The following is an 18,648-nucleotide window of genomic DNA, read 5'->3' as shown; positions in this document are numbered from 1 at the left end:
GTACGAAGCCGCACCACCGGTTCAGCCCGCCCGACCGCCACCCCACTGCGAACCGGTGGGGTCGGCCCGGCCCGCCACTCGTGGTCCGCAGCACCTGCCCCGTGGCCCCCGGCCCGGGGCCGTCCCGTGTCCACACCGCCGACAGCGACGCCGCGCCCCCATCCGTGTCGCGCCCGCACCGCACCCGTGCCGTCCCGTGGCCCCGTGCCCGACGGCCGTTCCCGGCTCCGGGCGCCTCCGCCGGCTCAGCCCTCGCTCTCGGCCAGCGCCTCCGCCACGTCCTTCCGTCCCACGCCCAGCTTCCGCAGCACGCTGGCCACGTGGTGCTCGACCGTGCGCGGGGACAGGAACAGGGCCTGCGCGATGTCCTGGTTGCTGACGCCCTGCCCCACCAGCTCCGCGACCTGCCGCTCGCGCGGCGAGAGCGACTCGCCGTAACCACGCCGCCCCGGCGAGGCCATCCGCCCCAGGCCCAGGTCGCGCCGGACGTGCTGGCAGCGGGCCGCGTCGGAGGCCGCCCCGAGGGTGTTGTAGGCGGCTTCGGCGGCGGCCAGCCGCTCGGCCGCGGTCTGCGCGTCCCGGTCGGCGAGCGCCCGCGCGAGCCGCTCCTCCGCCTTCGCGGCCTCGTAGGGGCGGCCGATGTTCCGCCAGGCGTCCCGGGCCCGGCGGTAGGACTCGATCGCGCCGCCCGGATCGACGCCCTCCAGCAGGACGCCCCGCGCCTGGTGCAGCCCCGCGTGCGCGGCGGGCGCGTCCACCCCGTCGAGCGCCTCTGCCGCCTCCTCGGTGAGGTGCCGGGCCGCGCCCTCGTCGCCGACGCCCCGGGAGACCTCGACGGCGATCGGCAGCACCTCCCCGCCGCGGGCCCAGGCCCCGGCCTGCCGCAGCATCGCGACGGCGGGCCCGAGCACCACGGCGGCGGCCTCCGCACCGTGCTCCACCAGTTCCACCCCGCCCAGCCCGGCGGCGGCCCGGATCGCCGCGGTGACCTGCGACTCGCGTTCGCCGTACCTGGCGGCGGACTCGAACTCGGCCCGCGCGGCCGCCAGCCGCCCCCGGGAGGCGGCGATCCGGCCGAACAGCATGGCGCGCTCGGCCTTGGCCATCGCCACGTCCGGGTACTCGGTGCCGAGCGCCTCGAACCGCTCCTCCAGCCCCTGCCAGTGCCCGGCCAGGCCGTCGAGGCGCAGCAGGGCGATCCGGCTGTAGCACTCCAGGTAGGAGATCGCGGCCCGCCGGGCCAGGGCGCGGCTCTCGGTGAGCAGCCGTCCGGCCCGCCGGTCGTGGCCGGTCTCCATGGCGATGTCGCCGACGTTGAACAGGGCCCGGGTGGTCTGCCGGACGAGTTCGGGGCTGGAGGCGCCGCGCGGCAGCCGGTCGAGTTCGGGCCACAGCTCCGGGTCGCCCTCGCGGGCCTGGAAGGTGAGCCGGGTGGCGCGGTAGGCGGCGGCCACCTCCTCGTCGGGCTCGGTCTCCAGTGCGGCGGCGGCCTTGGCCATCCGTTCCCAGGCCACGGAGCTGCCGCCGTCGCGTTCGTTCATGGCGAGCGCGATCAGGGCCCGGGCGGCACGGGCGGGCCGTTCGGCGATGAGTTCGTCGGCGGCCTGTTCGATCAGGGTGAAGCCGTCCCGGTCGCCGCCCTGGACGGCGATCCGCAGGCCGAGGGTCAGCCGGACTTCGCCACGGTCGGCGATCGGCAGCCGGGGATCGGCGATGATGCCGGCCAGGGCCTCGGTGCTGGCGGCGTCGTAGGCGGCGTTCGCGGCGAGGCCGGCCAGCGCCCGGGCGGCTCGACCCCGGCGCTCGGGGGTGAGGTCGGCCTCGGCGAGCAGTTCGCGCAGCAGCGAACCGGCCGCGGCGGTGTCGCCCCGTTCCACGGCCTGTTCGGCCGCGGCTTCGGCGGCGGGCGGCCAGGCGTCCCGGTCGCCGAGGGCGCGGGTGTGCACGGCGATCCGGGCGAGCGGACGCGGTTCTACGGTGCGCAGCGCCTCGACGGCCCGGCGGTGGAGCGCGGAGCGGACCGGGCCGGGTATCCGCCGGTACGCCACCTGCCGGGCCGGCTCCTGGCGGAACGCGTACCTGGCCGGGGCGGGCTCGTCCAGCACCGCCGCGTGCAGGGCCTCCACCAGGCCGGAGGAGACCTGTTCGGCGGGCAGCGCGGAGACCTCGGCGATCAGTTCCTCGCTCGCGGGCTCGTCCAGCACGGCGGCGGCCTCGACAACCCGGCGAGCCGCCTCGCCGAGGCGGGCCAGCCGCTCGGTGACCGCGTCGCGCAGGCCGCGGGCCGGCTCCGCGCCGGTCAGGGCGGCGACGGGGTCCGTCCGGCGGCCGTCCTCCTGCAGGGCCGCCAGGTCTTCCAGGATCGCGGCGGGGAGCCCGCCGGACCGTTCGTGCAGCAGGGCGGCGAGCGCGGTCGCGATGCCGGCCCCGGTACCGGCCCCGATGCTGACCGCGCCGCCGGGGCCAGCGGCGGAGCCGGTACCCGCAGCGGAGCCGGTACCCGCAGCGGGGCCGGTCGCGCTGCCGCCGAGCGCGGCACGGGCGAGCTCCAGCACCTCCGCCCGCTCCAGCGGCTCGACCCGGAGCAGCCCTCCGGAGACTCCCGGCGGGCGACGGTAGGCCGTTCCCAGCACGGGCGACCCGTCCGGCCGTTCCTCCGGCCGGTAGGTCACCACCAGCGAGAGGCCGGGGTGCGGGTCCCTGGCCAGCAGCAGCAACAGCTCCCTGGTCGCCCGATCGGCCCACTGCGCGTCCTCGACCAGCAGCACCACCTCGCCCAGCGCGTCGAGCAGGGCCCGCAGGCCCTGGGTCAGCCGGTAGCGCTCGTCGCCCCCGGCACCGGGGACGTCCGGCGGCAGCAGGTCGGCCAGGTCCGGCAGCCTGCTGCGGAGCGCGCCGGTGCTCGGCGGCAGCTGGGCGGCTTCCGCCAGCACCGGACGGCTGCGCCGCAGCGCGTCCAGCAGCGGACCGTAGGGGGCCGGCCCGGCCACCGGGTGGCACCGGCCGGTCAGCACCCGCTCCCCCGGTGCCCCGGACTCGGCCAGTGCCCGCCCGACCAGTGCGGACTTCCCGACCCCGGCATCGCCCTCCACCAGCACCACGGCGGGCGCGGCCCGCAGCGCCTGGACCAGCCACGCCACTTCGCGCCGCCGCCCGACGAAACCCGGCGCTCCGCCGTCCTGCCGCGTCACCGCGCACCCCACCCGTACACCCGGCCCGACCGCACAAACCGGCGAGAGCACGTACGTTCCATATGCCCCATCATGCCGTGCCGCCCCGACGCCCCGGACTCCGACCGCCACCCTCCCCACCCCCGGAACAGCCGGGCCCACCAGCCGCCGGACCCTTCGTCCTCCCACCACCTCCCGGCCGGAACCAGCCGCGTGCGCGCCGCCACGATCGGTCGACCGCCTACTCGACCCACCAGCCCAGCCCGTGGCGGCAGCGAACGGCCGCGCCCTGCCCAGCTCCGCCCTCACCCGTACCCTCCCCGCCCTCGTCCTCGCATTCCACCCGCTCCGCCGTCCCTCCGGTGCTCCGCGACCCGGGCCACGGCCCGACCAGCACCTGCCCGCAGCCAACCGGTGTCCGCTCACCGACCGTGTCCGCCATCTCCGCCACCGTCACCGTCTCCCTGTCCTCCCGACCTGCCCGACACCTCTCAGCCCACCTCAGCCGCCCCGGTCCCCGCCCCCTTCTTGACGCACCCGCTACGCCACCAGCGCCGCCGCTGACGCGTTCTTGACCACCACCCACCCCAAAACACCCCGCCCCGACCACCCGACGAGCAGACCACCATCAAGCCCCCCACCTGCGCAGCAACCGCCCTCCCACCACCCCGCACCCCTACCAGAAGCCATCCACCCCGGCACCAGACCCGGGCTCTCGGCGCACCCGCTACGCCACCGACACCACCGCTGACACGTTCCTGACCACCAGCCCCCCCCCGAACACCCCCCCCCCACCACCCGACGAGCAGACCACCATCAAGCCCCCCACCTGCGCAGCAACCGTCCCCCCGCCACCCCGCACCCCTACCGGAAGCCATCCACCCCGACACCGGACCCGGGCTCTCGGCGCACCCGCTACGCCACCGACACCACCGCTGACACGTTCCTGACCACCAGCCCACCCCGGAACACCCCGCCCCGGCCACCCGACAAGCAGACCACCATCAAGCCCCCCACCTGCGCAGCAACCGCCCTCCCACCACCCCGCACCCCTACCAGAAGCCATCCACCCCGACACCGGACCCGGGCTCTCGGCGCCGCGCCGTGTTGCGGGCGGGGTGGCTCCCTGGCGAGCATGAAGGAACTGCGTGTGACCTCACACCCCGAGTGACGAGGACAGGTGCTGTCATGACCGACTGGGACGCCCAGGACCCGGAACCCGCCGAGGACGACGGCGTTCTCGAACCGGCCGACTCCCTGCTCACCGACCGGCTGGACGACGACCCGCTCGACACCGGGGTCATCCCGCCGGACGGCTACCGGGGCGCCACCGCGTACGGCACCACCCCCGAGGAGGCCGAGCAGGGCGAGTCCCTGGACCAGCTGCTGGCGGAGGAGGAACCCGACGACAGCCCCGAGGCGGTCGACGACCGCTGGGCCGACGGGCCTTCGCCACGGGCCGGCCGCCTGGTCGAGGACGGCATCGACACCGAGGGCACCGACGTCGGCCCGGACGCCGGTGCCGCGACCGCGGAGGAGGCCGCCGTGCACCTGGTGTACCCGGACGAGGACAGCGAGGCCGAGTTCGACGACGCCGAGCCGGACGAGCCGCTGCGCGAGGCGGTCCGGTTCACCGTGCTCGACGACCTGGCCGACCGCGTGCCCGACGACGACTACCGCTGAGCCCCGGCCCGGCGGACCGGGCTCCCCGTTCTCAGTCGCGCACCTCCACCTCCAGGTCGGCCACCAGCAGCCGGGGCCCGCTCTCATCGGCCTCGATCACCACGGCTCCGTCCGGTGCCCATGCGGCGCTGCCTCCGCAGCCCGTCCACGCCCCGGCGGGGCCGACGTGGTTCGCGAGCACCACGTACATGCCGGTGGCCCGGGCGATCGCCGGGTGGACGGCGCCGCGCTCCTCGCGTCCGCTTCCCGTCCCGTACAGCGAACTCGCGAGGTGGACCTGGCAGCCCAGGGCGGCGTTCCGCGCGGGCACCTCGGGGAAGTGGTTGTCGAAGCAGGTGCCCAGCGAGTAGCCGACGCCGCCCGCCCAGAAGCGCCCGCCGCCACTACCCGGCTCGAACACCTCCCGCTCGTTCTCGTACAGGTGCTCCTTCGCATACACCGCCGCCAGGGCGCCGTCCGGCGCGTACACCGTGCTGACGATCTGTGGCCGACCGCCCGGCCCCGCCGCGGCCCCGTTGACCACCACCGTGATCCCCGTGACCCGCAGCGGGTCGAGGCGCACGTCCTCCGCCTCGGTCCACAGCGTCCGGTCCGCGCCGATCAGCTCGGGCGCGTACCCGGTGAGCGCCAGCTCCGGACAGACCATGACCGTGCTGCCCGTCTCCCTCGCCTCCGCCGCCAGGTCGGCGATCCGCCGCACGTTGGCCCGCACGTCCCCCTCGACGCACTCGAACTGGGCCGCCGCCACTCGTACCCGCACCCATCTGCTCCCTTCTCCGTCACTCGACCGCTCCAACCACTCGAACGCTATCGGCCGTCCCCACGCCGCACCGCTCCCCGTCCGGCCGCTGCGACCGCTGCGACCGGCCAGCCCGGACGCCTCGGGGATCAAGAAGGCGTCAGGGCGCGGTACCTCGCCGGGACTTCCGGCGTAGCGTCGGTGCCATGAGGTCGCCGCGCCGGATGGACGCCCGGCACGTTCTCGCGACCACCGTCCACGTGGAGGCATCCCATGCAGCAGTGCCACGACGCCGCGGATCCAGAGCCTGCGGACCCGGAACCCGCGGACCCGGAGCCTGCGGAACACGCCCCGGCCGGCCTTCTCCTGATACCCGTCAGGCCTGGGCCGCTGGGCCGCACCGCGCTGGTCTTCCGCACCCCGCTCGGTGACCGGACCGCTGTCGCTTTCACCTCCAGGACCCTCCTGGCCCGCGTGTGCGGGCCCGCCCAGCCTTGGGCGGAACTCTCCGAACCCGCCCTGCGAGCGCTGGTCACGCCCCTGGGCATCACCGTCCTCACCGTCGACCCGCAGCTCGTGGCCGCCGCCCCGCGAAACCGTCCGCGACTCGACGCCGCTTTCACCTCCGTCCTCGAACCTCCTGTCGCCTCCCGCCCGGCCCGGGGCTCCGCCCCCTCGCGGACCGTGGCCCTCCGTTCCGACTGACTGCCGACGGAGACCGCCACGGCCCCGGAAACCGCTTGGCCGGATACCGAATTCAGTGCTCGCGGTAGTGGTTCGTTCTCAATGGAGACCGATTTCCGCACCCGCTAGAGTGAGCGGCCACGGGCGCCACCGCAGCCTGTGGACTCAGGAGCGACAGGCTGTCCGCCGGCAATTCGCGATCCGGGCGTGTGCGGGAATTCCGCACACCAAGGCGTACCGAAGACGCTCCACCCTCCCTTCGCCATCCGACCAGGAGCCCCCCGTGCCGCCGATATTTCCCGAAACCGTCCTGCGCACCGATCGGTTGCTGCTCCGTCCCTTCACCTCGGCGGACGTGGAGGAGACCAGGGCCGCCTGCTCGGACGAACTGACTCAGCAGTGGCTGCCGCTGCCCCAGCCGTACACCACCGAGCACGCGGCGTCCTGGTGCACCGAGGTCTCGCACCGCCTTCGCACGTCCGGCGACGGCATCCACTTCGCCGTCACCGATGCCGGGTCCGGTCAACTGCTGGGCACGGTGGGACTCAAGAAGACCGACTGGCCGGCCCGAGTGAGCGAGGTCGGCTACTGGGCCGCGCCGTGGGCCCGCGGCCGTGGCGTGATGACGGAGGCGACACGCGCGCTCGGCGAGTGGCTGTTGGGCGAACAGGGCTTCCAGCGGCTGCAGTTGTTCGCCGCCACCGACAACACCGCTTCCCAGCGGGTGGCCGAGAAGGCCGGTTTCCACCGGGAGGGCGTGCTCCGGAACGCGGGCTACGTCCACACCGGCCGAGTCGACCTGGTGGTCTTCTCGCTCGTGCCCGACGACCTGGCGGCCGTCTGACGCACCAGGGTCGGCGCCACCGGAACGCGTCCCGCCCCGGACACCCGGAGGGAATCCGCCGCGGCCTACCCGCCTCCGCTCCCGGCCCCGGTCCGAAAGCGGCACCCGCGGTGGCGTCGGCCCGCCGTCGTCCCGCCGTCCCTCTTGGCACGCCGTCATCCACCTCCACCCGTCACCGGCGCAGGACCAAGAAGCGCACGCTGAACCAGAGTGTGACGAATCCGAGGACGTTGCCCGCCGCCATCAGTCGAGCCAGGTCTCCCGCGTCGACGGGCCCGGGTATGAGGAACGCGGCGGTCAGCATCAGTGCGAAGTACGCGACGTTCAGCAGGAACGCCGTCCCCGCCCGGCCGATCTGCTCCAGGTAGCCGAGCAGTGCGAGCGTCCCGCCGAAGAGCACCAGGGTGGGGCCGACCCAGGCGAAGTATCCGGCCGCCACCGAGGCCGCGGCCCGGTCGGTGGTCAGGGCGCGGGTGATCGGCCCCCGGAACAGGAACGCCACCGCGCCGAGCAGCAGGTACGGGGGAATGGACAGCCGCAGGGCGGTGACCAGACCCGCGTAGTTGAGCTCCCTCCGGTTCTCGCCCGGCCGCAGGGTGACGGCGATCGCCGTACCGGAACCCACTGCCATCGCGATCACCATCAGCAGCCCGACCGCCATCTGCCCGAGCGAGAATCCGGCGACCTCGGTCGACCCGGCCTCGCGCAGCACCCGCAGGTAGCCGAAGGTCACGGTGGACAGCAGTAGGAACGTGCCCGCCACCGGCGCACCGAGGCCCAGGAGTTCACGCACCGCGACCTGGTCGCCGGTCAGCGGAGGCTTGGCCACCTGCTTGCGCCGGAGGACGACCGCGACGGCCACTCCGATGATCAGCGTGGCGGGCAGGCCACCGATCGGCACCGCCAGCACGCCGAGCCCCGTGACCGCGTGGAGCACGAGCGTTCCGACGATGGACAGCGCGGTGAACAGCACACCGAGCCAGGCCGCCGGCCCGGTGTGTCCCAAACCGCGCAGGACACCCCCGCCGAGATAGGGGACCAACCCGGCCGTGCTGGTCAGGGCGAGGGTCACGACGAAGACCAACACCGAGTGCCGTGCGCCCGGGGCGACCCCGAGGGCGGCCAGGATCGGACCGGACGCCACCAGCATGACGAGGGCCTGCAGTGCCAGCAGCGCCGCGCCGACCGCGAAGAACGTCGGTACGGACTTGAGCGCTTCCCGGCTCCTGCCGTTCCGGGCGGCGATGCCGGCGGAGACCTGGGTGGCCACCACCAGCCCCTCCGTGACCGCGAGCACGAGGTAGCCGATCGGCGTGTACACCGACCTGACGTAGAGCGCCTCGGGGCCCAACCGGCCCAGGAAGGCCACTGTCCAGGCCTGTAGCACGAGTCCGGCCACCAGGCCGAGCAGGATGGAGACGGCGAACCGTCCGGCCGAGGCGTCCAGTGCTACGAGTGCGGGTTCTCGCTTCTCCACCTTTGTCGTTGTCTGCCCCATCGTTCCCCCTCCTCATTGTGTCGACGGCCGCCCGGCGGGCGTCGGCGATATCGACGCGGCCGACCGTAGCGGGACATTTTTAAGAATTCAACAAATAAATTCACCGCACCCTCGGCAGGGCCGACCGGAAATTCCGGCGGGCGACCGGCCGAGGGCGTGCCCGGTCGACGGCCCGGCCGCCCTTCGGCCCCTACCGCACCCGATGCCCGGACCCGGCGGACCATCCGGCCGCCGGCCCGTGGCGAACTCCCATTCAGGGCACCACTCGTTGGGGGCACCCACCGGCGTGTCCCGATACCCAGCCCCGACCGGGTGCGTTGTGCTGTACGGCGTCCTTCCGCCCTGCGGGGCCGCCCCGAATCCTGACCGCCCAACGGAGGCCATCCATGTCCACCACCACCGCCGTCTTCACCGTCGAGGGAATGAGCTGCGGCCACTGCGAGCGGACCGTTACCGCCGGACTGACCGCACTGAACGGCGTCACCAACGTCACCGCCGACGCGAAGTCCGGTCAGGTGACCGTCGAATCCGCCGAACCGCTCCAGGACGAGCAGATCCGCTCGGCCGTCACCGATGCCGGGTTCGCCCTGATCGGTCGGATCTGAACCACTGTCGGACCGGCACCTCCTCACACCCCTCGCCGCCGTCCATTCAGTTACCGCCGCTCGATTCCACTCAATCCCCTCTCCGGGGAAAAATCCCCGCATTCACTCTTACGGGTAATTCTGCGTAACCACCTCCGGATCCCGGAGAGTCGCCCGGGCGGCCGCCGTTATTCCACCGTCGGCCGCCCGGGCATCTGCTTTACCAGTCGGTGCAGCGGTGAATCATCCCGCCGCCGACCCGTGCCGGACGGCCATGGAATCCCGGCCTCGAATAATAATTTGCAGGCGATCCGCCGGCCCTCCTACTCTTGGCCACCACTGACAGCGCATCAGGTCTCGCCGTCGTCCCGTCGGGCTGTCCCGCCAGGTTCCGAGGCCAGGTAGCGCCCCGTCCCGAGAGGAGTTCCGTGATGGTTCCGATAATCCACAGCCGCCCCACGGCGCTCCCGGTCGTCGTCCTTTCCGGCAGGTCCGTCCCCGCGCAGTAACTACGACGGATCGCCACGATCGGGTTCCGCGCCTCCTTCTTCCTTCTCCGGAGGCACTGTGATCTTCCGTCCGATCGTCCCGCAGGAACTCAACGCCGTACTGGCCCAGGTACGGCCCGATCCGTCCACCGCGGTCTCGGCGGACACGGTCCGCGCGCGCCTGGCCGACGGCGAGTACCGCCACCGCTGGATCTGGGTGGCCGAGCCCTGCCCCGGCCGGGCCCCACTGGCCGTCGCCATCTGGTGGGGCAGCCCCGCCGACGCCCACCCGAGCAACTTGGACGCCCTGTTCGCCCGGTCCGATCCGATGTGGGCCTTCGCCGACCTACGCCGGCGCACGTCCTCGGCGCCCCGGCCGACCACGGATCCGCGCAGCGCGGTCGCCGCCGCGCTGCTCGTCGCCGCCCACCGGGTGTTCGCCGTCGACGGGCTGGTCCCGGCACCCGACTACCACCTCCTGCTGCCGTCGGGTTGGCGCGACCGCCCCGAGACCGCCGCTTCCGTCGCGTGGCGCCGCAGAGCGGCCGAGGGGGCCGGTCTGCGCCTCACCGCCGAACAGCTCCGCTTCGAACGGGCGGCGGACCGTCCCGTTCCCTCCCTGTCCAACCGGCTGTCCTTCACCCCGGAACCCGACGACGAGATCTTCGTGGACCTTTTCCGCCGGTGCCTGTCGAAGAGCCTGGACACCACGTCCACCCGGAAGGCGCTGCGCATCGGCGCAGAGGAACACGCCCGGGACGAGATCGCGTTCTACCGGCACGGAACGCGCGGCCGGCGCTCCTGGTGGCGGATAGCCCGGACGACGGCGGGGCAGGTGGTCGGCTTCGCCATACCCTCGCACAACTCCGTCGTCCCGGTGGTGGGCTACCTCGGGGTACTGCCCGAGTTCCGGGGCCGCGGCTTCGCTGCGGAGATCCTCGCCGAGGCCACCCGGGTCCTGGCCGCCGAAACCCGGGGCGGGGTGATCCGCGCGGAAACCAACCTCTCCAACCACCCCGTGGTCGCCGCGCTCGAACTGGTCGGGTACCGCGACCGCACCCGCAGGCTGGTCTTCTCCGCCACCTGACCGGCCACGCACCGCTTCTTCCGAACCGTCCGACCGCACCCGCGCCCGCCCCGGCTCCACACCCGCCGTCGCCCCACCGCCGCTCCGGGCCGCCTGACGTCCGACGTTCCGTCACCGAGAGGAGAACCTCCCATCAGGTACGACTTCCAGCACAGCGCTCCACCGCCCCGCCGAGTCGGCTCAGCCCAGCGAGAACGCCCCGCTGGGAGGAGGCGGCGAGTCCGTGGCCGTCGCGTCCGTGACCGGCTCTGCCGCCTGCTCCGGCGTCTCCGTCAGCCTGGCGGGGAACGGGTCGGCGGCGAGCAACCGGGTCAACTCGCCAGCGGGGAGGGGAGCGTCGGAGCCGATCAACAGCACGTTCCCGTAGCGCCGTCCCCGCAGCACCGCGGGCTCGGCCACCAGGCAGACGTGGGCGAACACGGCCGCGACCGTGGCGGCCTGGGCCTTGGCGAACGCGAGCGGCGGGCCGTCCGCCAGGTTCGCCGCGTAGCAGCCACCGGGCCGGAGCGCGGCGGCGGCCAGCCGCACGAACTCCACGCTGGTGAGGTGCGCCGGCGTCCGCGAGCCCCGGAACACGTCGGCGACCACCACGTCGACAGCGGCCGGCGCCACGGAGGCGAGCGCGGCTCTGGCGTCACCGACCGTCACGTCGATGCCGAACGGCCAGGGCAAGTGCTCGGCGATGAACTCGGTCAGCGGGCCGTCCAGTTCGACCACCTGCTGTCGCGAACCGGGGCGGGTCGCCGCCAGGTAGCGGGGCAGCGTGAGCGCGCCACCGCCCAGGTGCAGCACGTCCAACGGCTCCCCGGGAGCCGCGGCCACGTCCAGCAGGTGCGCGATCCGCTGCACGTACTCGAACTCGAGGTGCGTCGGGTCCTGGAGGTCGACGTAGGACTGCGGTGTCCCGTCGAGGGTGAGCAACCAACCGCCGTCGAGGTCGATGTCGGGCATCAACTTGGCGGTCCCCAACGCGACCTCGCGCTCCACCGGTCGCGGATCGGCCCCGTCGGCAGCGATGCCGCTCATCGGGCCGGCCTCCGAGAGGTGGCGAAGCGGAGATCGGTGAACGGAGGAACAGCCATGCGGGCAGCTTAGGCCCCATCAGGGAGGTCTTCCCAAACGACAGCGGCTACCGACCGGTATGGTCGCTGGGGTGGTACCGCCCGGGGTGGTCCCGGGCGGCGCGGTGGAGCGGGAAACGGATGTGGCTGGCGTGGAGTTCCGTGAAGACATCCTGGGGGCCCCGTACGAGGCGGCGGAGCTCCCGCTGCTCCCGGACGAGGAGGGCGAGGTCAGCGCCACCCTGGTCCGGCGGCGGGTCGAGGGGTCCCGGCAGGCGGTGCTGTACCTGCACGGCTACAACGACTACTTCTTCCAGACCCATCTGGCGGACCACTTCGCGGAGGCCGGTTTCTCCTTCTACGCATTGGACCTCCGCAAGTACGGCAGGTCGCTCCGCCCACACCACTCCCCCAACTTCGTCCAGGACCTCCTCGCCTACGACGAGGAGGTGGACGAAGCGGTCCGAATCATCCGGGAGCTGGACGGCCACACCCGGCTCCTGGTGAACGGGCACTCGACGGGTGGGCTGGTGGCGGCCCTGTGGGCGGCCCGCCGGACCGGCCACGGGTTGGTCGACGGCCTGTTCCTCAACAGCCCGTTCCTCTCGATGCCCGCCGCTCCGGCGGTACGGGCCCTCGGTGCCCCCGCGCTCGACGCCCTCGGACGGGCCGCTCCCACCCGGAAGCTGCCGGCACCGCTCAATCCGCACTACGTCCACAGCCTCCACCGGAGCCACCGCGGCAGCTGGGACTTCGACCTCGCACTGAAGCCGGCCGAGGGCTTCCCGCTGTTCGCCGGGTGGTTGGCGGCGATCCAGCGCGGCCACCGCCAGGTCCGCCGAGGGCTCACGATCGACTGCCCGGTCCTGCTGATGGCTTCGACCGCCTCCACCGTCACCAACCGGTGGGATCCGGCCCTGATGCATACCGACGCGGTGCTGCGCGCCGACGACATCGCCGCACTCGCACCGCGCCTCGGTCGGCACGTCACCACCGTCCGCATCCAGGGCGGGGTGCACGACCTGGTGCTGTCCGCCGACCCGGTCCGCGCCGAAGTGTTCGCCGAACTGGACCGCTGGATGGCCGCGTACTTCCCAGCCCCCTGACCACACCGACACCTGCCACCTCCACCATCTGAACGCCCCACCACCTGACCACCCCACCACCCGAACGCCCCGGCTACCGAGCACCCCACGAACATCCCAAGCGCCCTCTCCCCTGATCGCCCGGCCCGCAGTGGAAGGAGGGACGGAGGACACCGAGCGGTCCCGGACAGGCGGGCCCGACGGTCCGGGCCCGCAGGTGCTCACGACTCGATCCGCTGCCGCTTCCGGCGGCTGCCCGACAGGCCCGGGCCCTCCACGTCGCCCCGGAGGACGGAGACCACACCGAGTCCGGCTGCACTGACCGGCACAGCCAGCAGGGCGCCGATGATCCCGGCGATGCCGGACCCTGCCACCACTGCGATCATGATGGTGGCGGGGTGGAGTTCCACGGTCCGGCTCTGGATGAGCGGCTGCAGGATGTTCCCCTCGATCGCCTGCACCGCCAGCACCACTCCGAGGGCCCACAGCGCGGTGCCGAGCCCACCGTTCGCGAGGGCCACCAGGACGGCCACCGTTCCCGAGAGAAAGGCGCCGACGAAAGGGATGTAGGCGCCCATGAAGACCAACGCACCGAGCCCGGCCGCGCCCGGGACGCCCAGGACCAGCAGACCGATGGAGATGAACGTGGCGTCGATCAGCGCGATCAGCGTGGTGCCCCGCATGAAGCCGGCCATCGCGGTGAACGCCTGCTGACCGCACGCGATGACCGTCTCGGAGTGCCGACCCGGGACGAGTTCGCGCATCGCGTCGCCGAAGCGGTGCCCGTCCCGCAGGAAGAAGAAGACCAACGCGAGGGCGAGCACTCCGCCGGTCAGCAGTTGGGTGACCAGTCCGAGTCCGGACAGCACTCCGTTGGCGAGCGAGTCCACCAGGGTGCTCCCGGAGCCCGAGCTCTCCTTCAGCGCGTACTGGATCTTGTCGCCGAGCGGCCCCAGCCAGGAAGCGATCCGGTCACCCGCCTGCTGGAGCCCGGAGGCGATCTGGGGCGCGCTGTCCACCAGGGAGTTGACCAGCAGTGCGATCCCGCCGGTGACCGCGAGCACCAGGATCGCGCAGGTCAGCCCGGCCGCCACGCCCCGTTTGACGCCCCGGCGCACCAGCCAGGGCATCACCGGGTAGAGCAGGGCCGTGGCCAGCAGGGCAATCACCATCGGAATCGTCGCGGCCCGCAGCTCCACCACCACGAAGACGGCGAACGCGGCCACGGTGATGAAGAGGATCACCGCCGCGGACCAGGCGGCAGCCGACCGGATCGTCGCGGGAAGCATCTGGGACGGCCTCCGGTCGTCCGGGTCCGCCCGGCCCGCCGCGATCACGGGCACCGCTCCTGACGCCCCACCACTTCCCGAGGAGGAATTGCCACTTGATGATGTCGACGGGGCCGGTCGGCCGTCCGGGTCCTGCGGGTCCGGGGAGCCCTCTGCCGTCACCGCCACCTCCGCAGCCAACGCGCCGTCATGATCGTCTTATTTCAACAGACAACGGTCATGTCGGCGGGCAGGAGTCGACGGCGTGGCGCGCCGCCCTTGCCGTGCCGCCCGCAGTCGGCACCGCTCACGGCGGGTCAGACCTGGTGCTGGTCGATCGTCCGGCGCAGCAGTGCGATCCGGTTGGAGGTCAGCGAGTCGACCCCCAGGGCGAGCATCCGCCGCATGGTGCGGCGCAGATCCACGGTCCAGGTCGCCAGGCCCATTCCGGCGTCGTGTGCGGAGGCCACCAGTTGTTCGTCGACCAGCCCGAAGGGCGGGTTGAGGTAGCTGGGGCGCAGTTCGTCGAGCAGCCGCTGCTTGGGCAGTTGGAGGCGCTTCCAGGTCAGGGAGATCTCGGCTTCGGGCGCCAGTTCACGCACCGCGAGCATGGCCGCGACCGGTCCGCAGAAGGAGACCCGGTCCGCCATCCCGAGTTCGCTGACGGCCCGCCAGGTGGCGGCGGCCGGCCCGTCCTCGTCCAGGTCGATCATCAGTCGCGCGCCGTCCGTGGCGGCGACGGCCTGCAGGGCTTCGGCAAGGGTGGGGATCCGGATACCGGAGGCGGCGACTTCCTCCAACTGTTCGAGCGTCACCCGGTTGATCCGGCGCTGGTCGTTCCACAGCCGTTCGAGGGTGTGGTCGTGCAGCAACACGGGCACCCCGTCCCGGGTGAGCTGGACGTCGACCTCGACGGCGTCGGCTCCGGCGGCGAGCGCGGCATTGACCGCCGGCAGGGTGTTCTCGCGGTGCAGGTACGGGTCACCACGGTGGGCAACGGCACGCACACGGCTCTTCAACGGGGTCTCCCTCTCGCACGGTCGGACTACTCACAGCACTGGCCGCCTCGCCACCGGTCGGCCGCAGACCTCCGCATCCTAGGCGGCGTCAGTTCACGCCCGGTGCCCGGCTGCCGGTGCCGACCGGTCGGCGCTCAGCGCCGCTCGACCACGACGTTGGTCGACTTGATCACCGCGGTGGCGGGTGCTCCGGGGACGAGGCCGAGTTCCTCGGCGGAGTCGCGGCTGATCAGGGACACCACCCGGAACGGACCGGCCTGGATCTCCACCTGCGCGGCGACGTCCCCCAGGACGACGGCGGTGACGATCCCGGGGAACCGGTTCCGGGCCGAGGAGCGCCCTTCCACCTCACTGTTCTCCGGCCGGGCCAACTCCCGCGCGAACGAAGCGAGTTCCGCCCCGGCGATGATCCGGTGGCCGTGCTCGTCACGCATCGCCGGCAGCCGGCCCGCGTCCACCCATCGCCGCATGGTGTCGGCGCTCACCCCGAGCATCGAGGCGGCCTCGCCGATGCGGTACGGGTGGACGGGCCGGTCGGACATGGCCATCGATGCGGCTCCCGGGCGATTCAAGAACGGATTGGCAGACCCTGCCATCCTGCCGTACCGGCACCCGTCCCCACGCACGCCCCACCCCCTCCGGCCCGGCGATCCGACAGTCGCCCACCCACCCGGAGAGCACACGCCTGCCGCGTACCCGTCCCCGGCCGAACCGGCCCGATGCGCCGATGTGCCGATGTGCCGATGTGCCGATGGCCAGGGCGCCGTGGGCCGGGGCGCCGTGGGGCAGGTGCGTCACTCCCCCCCGAACAGCTCCCGGCGCGCCGAGTCCCCGGCGGTCAGCACCGCTCCGGCCAGGACGGCGCCGCCGCCCGCGGTACCGGCCCGGACCTCGGTGGCGAGCGGGGAGAGCCGGGCGAGGTGGCGCTCCACCCGGCCGGCCAGCTCGGGGCCACCGGCCTGTCCGATCTCACCGCCCAGCACCAGGCAGCCCGGGTCGAGCACGACACAGATGGCGGAGGCTCCGACGGCGATGCGCAGCGCCAGTTCGTCCAGGAAACCGTCGGCTCCGGTCTCGACGGCCTGTCGCACCACGTCCTCGGCGGCCTCCGCGGCCTCGTTCCCGTCCCCGGCGTCGCGGCCGGGCCCGGCCTTGAGACCGTGGCGGGCGGCGAGTTCGCAGACCGCGGCGCTCGACACCGTGGAGTGGAAGCCGCCGTCGCACTTCGTGGAATGCGGCAGTCCCGTCGTTCCGGGGACGGGCAGGAAGCCGATCTCGCCGGTGCCGCCGGAGGCCCCCCGGCGCAGGCGGCCGTCCAGCACCACGGAGGCGCCGACGCCGTGCCCCAGCCAGATCAGGGCGAAGTCCCGCCTGCCCCGGGCCGCGCCGATGCGGTGCTCGGCGATCCCGGCCAGGTTCACCTCGTTCTCCAGGATCACCTCCGTCCCGGGGCGGGAGCGCAGGGCGGCGAGCAGCTTGGTGTGCCATTCGGGCAGCTTGCCGGAGTTGTTGAGCGAGCCCGTCGCGGGGTCGACCAGGCCCGGCGCGCCGACGGCCACGGTGTGCAGTTCCCGCGCCCCGGCCTCGGCCGCGGTGGCCAGCAGCGTCTCGACGGTCCGCTCCACCAGCAGGTCCCCGTCGGCCGCTCCGGATTCGGTCCCGCCGTCCGGGGCGCCGGTTCCGGGGGCGGAGGCGGCGATGGTGGCCGTGCCGAGGGTCCGGCCGGTCAGGTCGGCGACCACCATGCTGACGCCGGTGGAGCGGATGTCGATCCCGGCGAGGTGGGCGCGGTCGGCGACCAGCCCGTACAGGCGGGCGTTGGGGCCCCGGCGCAGCGCGGCGCTCTCGCCGGCGTGGGCGACCAGGCCGCTGCGCTGGAGCCGGTCGAGGAGGTCGGCGACGGTGGGCCGGGAGAGCCCGGTCAGCGTGCGCAGATCGGATGCGGTGAGCGGGCCCCGTTCGAGCAGCAGGTCGAGGGCAAGCCGGTCGTTGATGGCCCGGGCGGTGCTCGGCGTGGCAGTGCGAGCGGTCGTCATGAGCCTGCATCCTTCCAGAGGTTTCTATCAGGCAGGGTCCCTGATAGTTTATGGCCATCCGACCGACCCAAGGGGGAGCCCGGCATGGGCGAGACTCTCAAGGACGTCCAGCGCGCACGAGTGAGCGTGGCGCTGGTCTTCGCCGTTCACGGTGCCGTCACCGGCACCTTCGTCACCCGCATTCCGTGGATCAAGGACCACCTCGACCTGAGCCCCGGCCAGCTCGGCCTGGCCCTGGTGTTCCCCGCGATCGGGGCGTCGGTGGCGATGCCGCTGGCCGGCCGGATCGTGCACCGCCTGGGTGCCCGGACGGCGCTGCAGGGTCTGCTGACGCTGTGGTGCCTGTCGCTGGCGCTGCCCGCGCTCTCCCCGCACCTGGTGGTGTTCTGCCTGTCGCTGTTCCTCTACGGCGCGACGGCCGGCATGTCCGACGTGGCGATGAACGCGCAGGGCGTCGAGGTCGAGGAGCGGCTCGGCCGGTCGATCATGTCCGGTCTGCACGGCATGTGGAGCGTCGGCGGCCTGGTCGCCTCCACCTTCGGCGTCCTGGCCGCCCATCAGCACATCGACGCCCGAATCCAGTACGCGGTGACCGCCGCGATCCTGGCGGTGCTCGCCCAGGTGGTCTCCCGCGGGGTGCTGGACGTCCGGCCGACCACGGGGGAGGAAGCGCCGCCGCGTTTCGCCCTCCCGCCGAAGGAAGCCCTGGTCATCGGCCTGGTCGGGTTCTGCGCGGTGTTCGCCGAAGGCGCCTCGATGGACTGGAGCGGTGTCTACCTCCGTGACATCACCGGCGCCTCCTCCTCCATCGCCGCCGCCTGCTTCACCGCCTTCGCCGCCACCATGGCCGCGGCCCGCCTGGCCGGTGACGCGGTCGTGCGCCGACTCGGCCCGGTGCGCGCCGTCCGGCTGAGCGGCGTGGTCGCCACCGCCGGCGGTCTGCTGGTGGTGTTCGCGAGCAGCCCGTACGTGGCCATCCCGGGCTTCGCCCTGATCGGCATCGGCATCGCCGTGGTCGTCCCGCTCGCGTTCGCCGCCGCGGGCCGGGCCGGCAGCAACCCGAGCCAGTCCATCGCCGGTGTCGCCACCGTCACCTACACCTCCGGCCTGGTCGCCCCGGCCGTGGTCGGCGGTATCGCACAGGCCAGTTCGTTGACCGTCTCCTTCATCGCGGTCACGCTGCTGGCGGCCGCACTGATCCCCTTCGCGACGGCGATGCGGCACCGCAAGTCGGCCGACTCCCCGATCGCGGCCTCCGGCTCCCTGGAGCCGATCCACTGACGGACGGCCGGGCTATGGGCGGCCGGCCATCCGCGGAGGGGCGCGGGAGATCCACTCCCGCGCCCCTCCGCGTCTCCTCCCCCACCGCACGCCGAGCTGCCACCGAGCCGCCGGCGAGCCC

Annotated in this window: 15 protein-coding genes; 7 read left to right on the top strand and 8 right to left on the bottom strand. The window is 73.3% G+C overall.

Annotation, left to right across the window (positions count from 1 at the left end):
* Positions 1-245: 245 nt before the first annotated feature.
* Entirely contained in the window at positions 246-3,191 is a 2,946-nt protein-coding gene (locus tag HUT16_RS34410; protein WP_176191919.1) for a LuxR family transcriptional regulator, read from the bottom strand.
* Positions 3,192-4,358: 1,167 nt separating this feature from the next.
* On the opposite strand from HUT16_RS34410, the gene HUT16_RS34405 reads away from it, so the two are divergent.
* Positions 4,359-4,853, top strand: a complete 495-nt coding sequence (locus tag HUT16_RS34405; RefSeq protein ID WP_176191918.1) for a DUF5709 domain-containing protein — start codon at positions 4,359-4,361, stop codon at positions 4,851-4,853.
* Between the two features lie 31 nt (positions 4,854-4,884).
* On the opposite strand, the gene HUT16_RS34400 is transcribed toward HUT16_RS34405, so the two are convergent.
* Positions 4,885-5,613, bottom strand: coding sequence for a carbon-nitrogen hydrolase family protein (locus tag HUT16_RS34400; RefSeq protein WP_254898132.1), 729 nt, complete (start codon positions 5,611-5,613; stop codon positions 4,885-4,887).
* A gap of 252 nt (positions 5,614-5,865) precedes the next feature.
* Between HUT16_RS34400 and HUT16_RS38920 the strand changes: the two genes are divergently transcribed.
* Both HUT16_RS38920 and HUT16_RS34395 read left to right on the top strand, forming a co-directional pair.
* Positions 5,866-6,297 carry an SAV_915 family protein gene (locus tag HUT16_RS38920; RefSeq protein WP_254898131.1) on the top strand — a complete coding sequence of 144 codons (432 nt, stop codon included), beginning with the start codon at positions 5,866-5,868 and terminating at the stop codon, positions 6,295-6,297.
* A gap of 262 nt (positions 6,298-6,559) precedes the next feature.
* The gene (locus HUT16_RS34395; protein ID WP_176191917.1) at positions 6,560-7,120 is read left to right on the top strand and encodes a GNAT family N-acetyltransferase; all 561 of its coding nucleotides are present in this window, start codon (positions 6,560-6,562) and stop codon (positions 7,118-7,120) included.
* Between the two features lie 172 nt (positions 7,121-7,292).
* Here the strand turns inward: HUT16_RS34395 and HUT16_RS34390 are convergent, their stop codons facing one another.
* Entirely contained in the window at positions 7,293-8,597 is a 1,305-nt protein-coding gene (locus tag HUT16_RS34390) for an MATE family efflux transporter (RefSeq protein ID WP_176191916.1), read from the bottom strand.
* A 407-nt stretch (positions 8,598-9,004) separates the two neighbouring features.
* Here HUT16_RS34390 and HUT16_RS34385 point away from each other — a divergent pair, with 407 nt between their 5' ends.
* A complete protein-coding gene (locus HUT16_RS34385) occupies positions 9,005-9,223 on the top strand; it encodes a heavy-metal-associated domain-containing protein (RefSeq protein ID WP_176191915.1) in 219 nt (72 codons plus the stop codon).
* A 546-nt stretch (positions 9,224-9,769) separates the two neighbouring features.
* Positions 9,770-10,777, top strand: a complete 1,008-nt coding sequence (locus tag HUT16_RS34380; protein WP_176191914.1) for a GNAT family N-acetyltransferase — start codon at positions 9,770-9,772, stop codon at positions 10,775-10,777.
* Positions 10,778-10,957: 180 nt separating this feature from the next.
* Here HUT16_RS34380 and HUT16_RS34375 read toward each other — a convergent pair whose 3' ends face one another.
* Entirely contained in the window at positions 10,958-11,803 is an 846-nt protein-coding gene (locus tag HUT16_RS34375) for a spermidine synthase (RefSeq protein WP_176191913.1), read from the bottom strand.
* A 187-nt stretch (positions 11,804-11,990) separates the two neighbouring features.
* Between HUT16_RS34375 and HUT16_RS34370 the strand changes: the two genes are divergently transcribed.
* Complete coding sequence (locus tag HUT16_RS34370) at positions 11,991-12,944, top strand: alpha/beta hydrolase (protein ID WP_254898130.1); 954 nt, start codon at positions 11,991-11,993, stop codon at positions 12,942-12,944.
* 200 nt (positions 12,945-13,144) lie between these two features.
* Here the strand turns inward: HUT16_RS34370 and HUT16_RS34365 are convergent, their stop codons facing one another.
* The 4 genes from HUT16_RS34365 to HUT16_RS34350 form a co-directional block, all read right to left on the bottom strand.
* A complete protein-coding gene (locus HUT16_RS34365; RefSeq protein ID WP_176191911.1) occupies positions 13,145-14,212 on the bottom strand; it encodes an AI-2E family transporter in 1,068 nt (355 codons plus the stop codon).
* Between the two features lie 296 nt (positions 14,213-14,508).
* Positions 14,509-15,210 carry a glycerophosphodiester phosphodiesterase gene (locus HUT16_RS34360; RefSeq protein WP_176191910.1) on the bottom strand — a complete coding sequence of 234 codons (702 nt, stop codon included), beginning with the start codon at positions 15,208-15,210 and terminating at the stop codon, positions 14,509-14,511.
* Positions 15,211-15,344: 134 nt separating this feature from the next.
* Complete coding sequence (locus HUT16_RS34355; RefSeq protein ID WP_176191909.1) at positions 15,345-15,758, bottom strand: molybdopterin-binding protein; 414 nt, start codon at positions 15,756-15,758, stop codon at positions 15,345-15,347.
* A 246-nt stretch (positions 15,759-16,004) separates the two neighbouring features.
* On the bottom strand, positions 16,005-17,246 hold the full coding sequence (locus HUT16_RS34350) for an ROK family transcriptional regulator (RefSeq protein WP_176191908.1): 1,242 nt from the start codon (positions 17,244-17,246) through the stop codon (positions 16,005-16,007).
* An 84-nt stretch (positions 17,247-17,330) separates the two neighbouring features.
* Between HUT16_RS34350 and HUT16_RS34345 the strand changes: the two genes are divergently transcribed.
* Positions 17,331-18,527 carry an MFS transporter gene (locus tag HUT16_RS34345; protein ID WP_176191907.1) on the top strand — a complete coding sequence of 399 codons (1,197 nt, stop codon included), beginning with the start codon at positions 17,331-17,333 and terminating at the stop codon, positions 18,525-18,527.
* The last annotated feature ends 121 nt before the right edge of the window (positions 18,528-18,648 follow it).

The sequence above is a fragment of the Kitasatospora sp. NA04385 genome (assembly GCF_013364235.1).
Classification (GTDB): Bacteria; Actinomycetota; Actinomycetes; order Streptomycetales; family Streptomycetaceae; genus Kitasatospora.
Note: the sequence above shows the minus strand (reverse complement) of the source record. Positions and strands in the feature narration are given on the sequence as shown.

Excerpts from the sequence above, each read along its gene's own strand:
- HUT16_RS34375 (WP_176191913.1), bottom strand. The coding sequence starts at position 11,803 with ATGAGCGGCATCGCTGCCGACGGGGCCGATCCGCGACCGGTGGAGCGC.
- HUT16_RS34365 (WP_176191911.1), bottom strand. The coding sequence starts at position 14,212 with ATGCTTCCCGCGACGATCCGGTCGGCTGCCGCCTGGTCCGCGGCGGTG.
- HUT16_RS38920 (WP_254898131.1), top strand. The coding sequence starts at position 5,866 with ATGCAGCAGTGCCACGACGCCGCGGATCCAGAGCCTGCGGACCCGGAA.
- HUT16_RS34385 (WP_176191915.1), top strand. The coding sequence starts at position 9,005 with ATGTCCACCACCACCGCCGTCTTCACCGTCGAGGGAATGAGCTGCGGC.
- HUT16_RS34350 (WP_176191908.1), bottom strand. The coding sequence starts at position 17,246 with ATGACGACCGCTCGCACTGCCACGCCGAGCACCGCCCGGGCCATCAAC.
- HUT16_RS34405 (WP_176191918.1), top strand. The coding sequence starts at position 4,359 with ATGACCGACTGGGACGCCCAGGACCCGGAACCCGCCGAGGACGACGGC.
- HUT16_RS34355 (WP_176191909.1), bottom strand. The coding sequence starts at position 15,758 with ATGGCCATGTCCGACCGGCCCGTCCACCCGTACCGCATCGGCGAGGCC.
- HUT16_RS34345 (WP_176191907.1), top strand. The coding sequence starts at position 17,331 with ATGGGCGAGACTCTCAAGGACGTCCAGCGCGCACGAGTGAGCGTGGCG.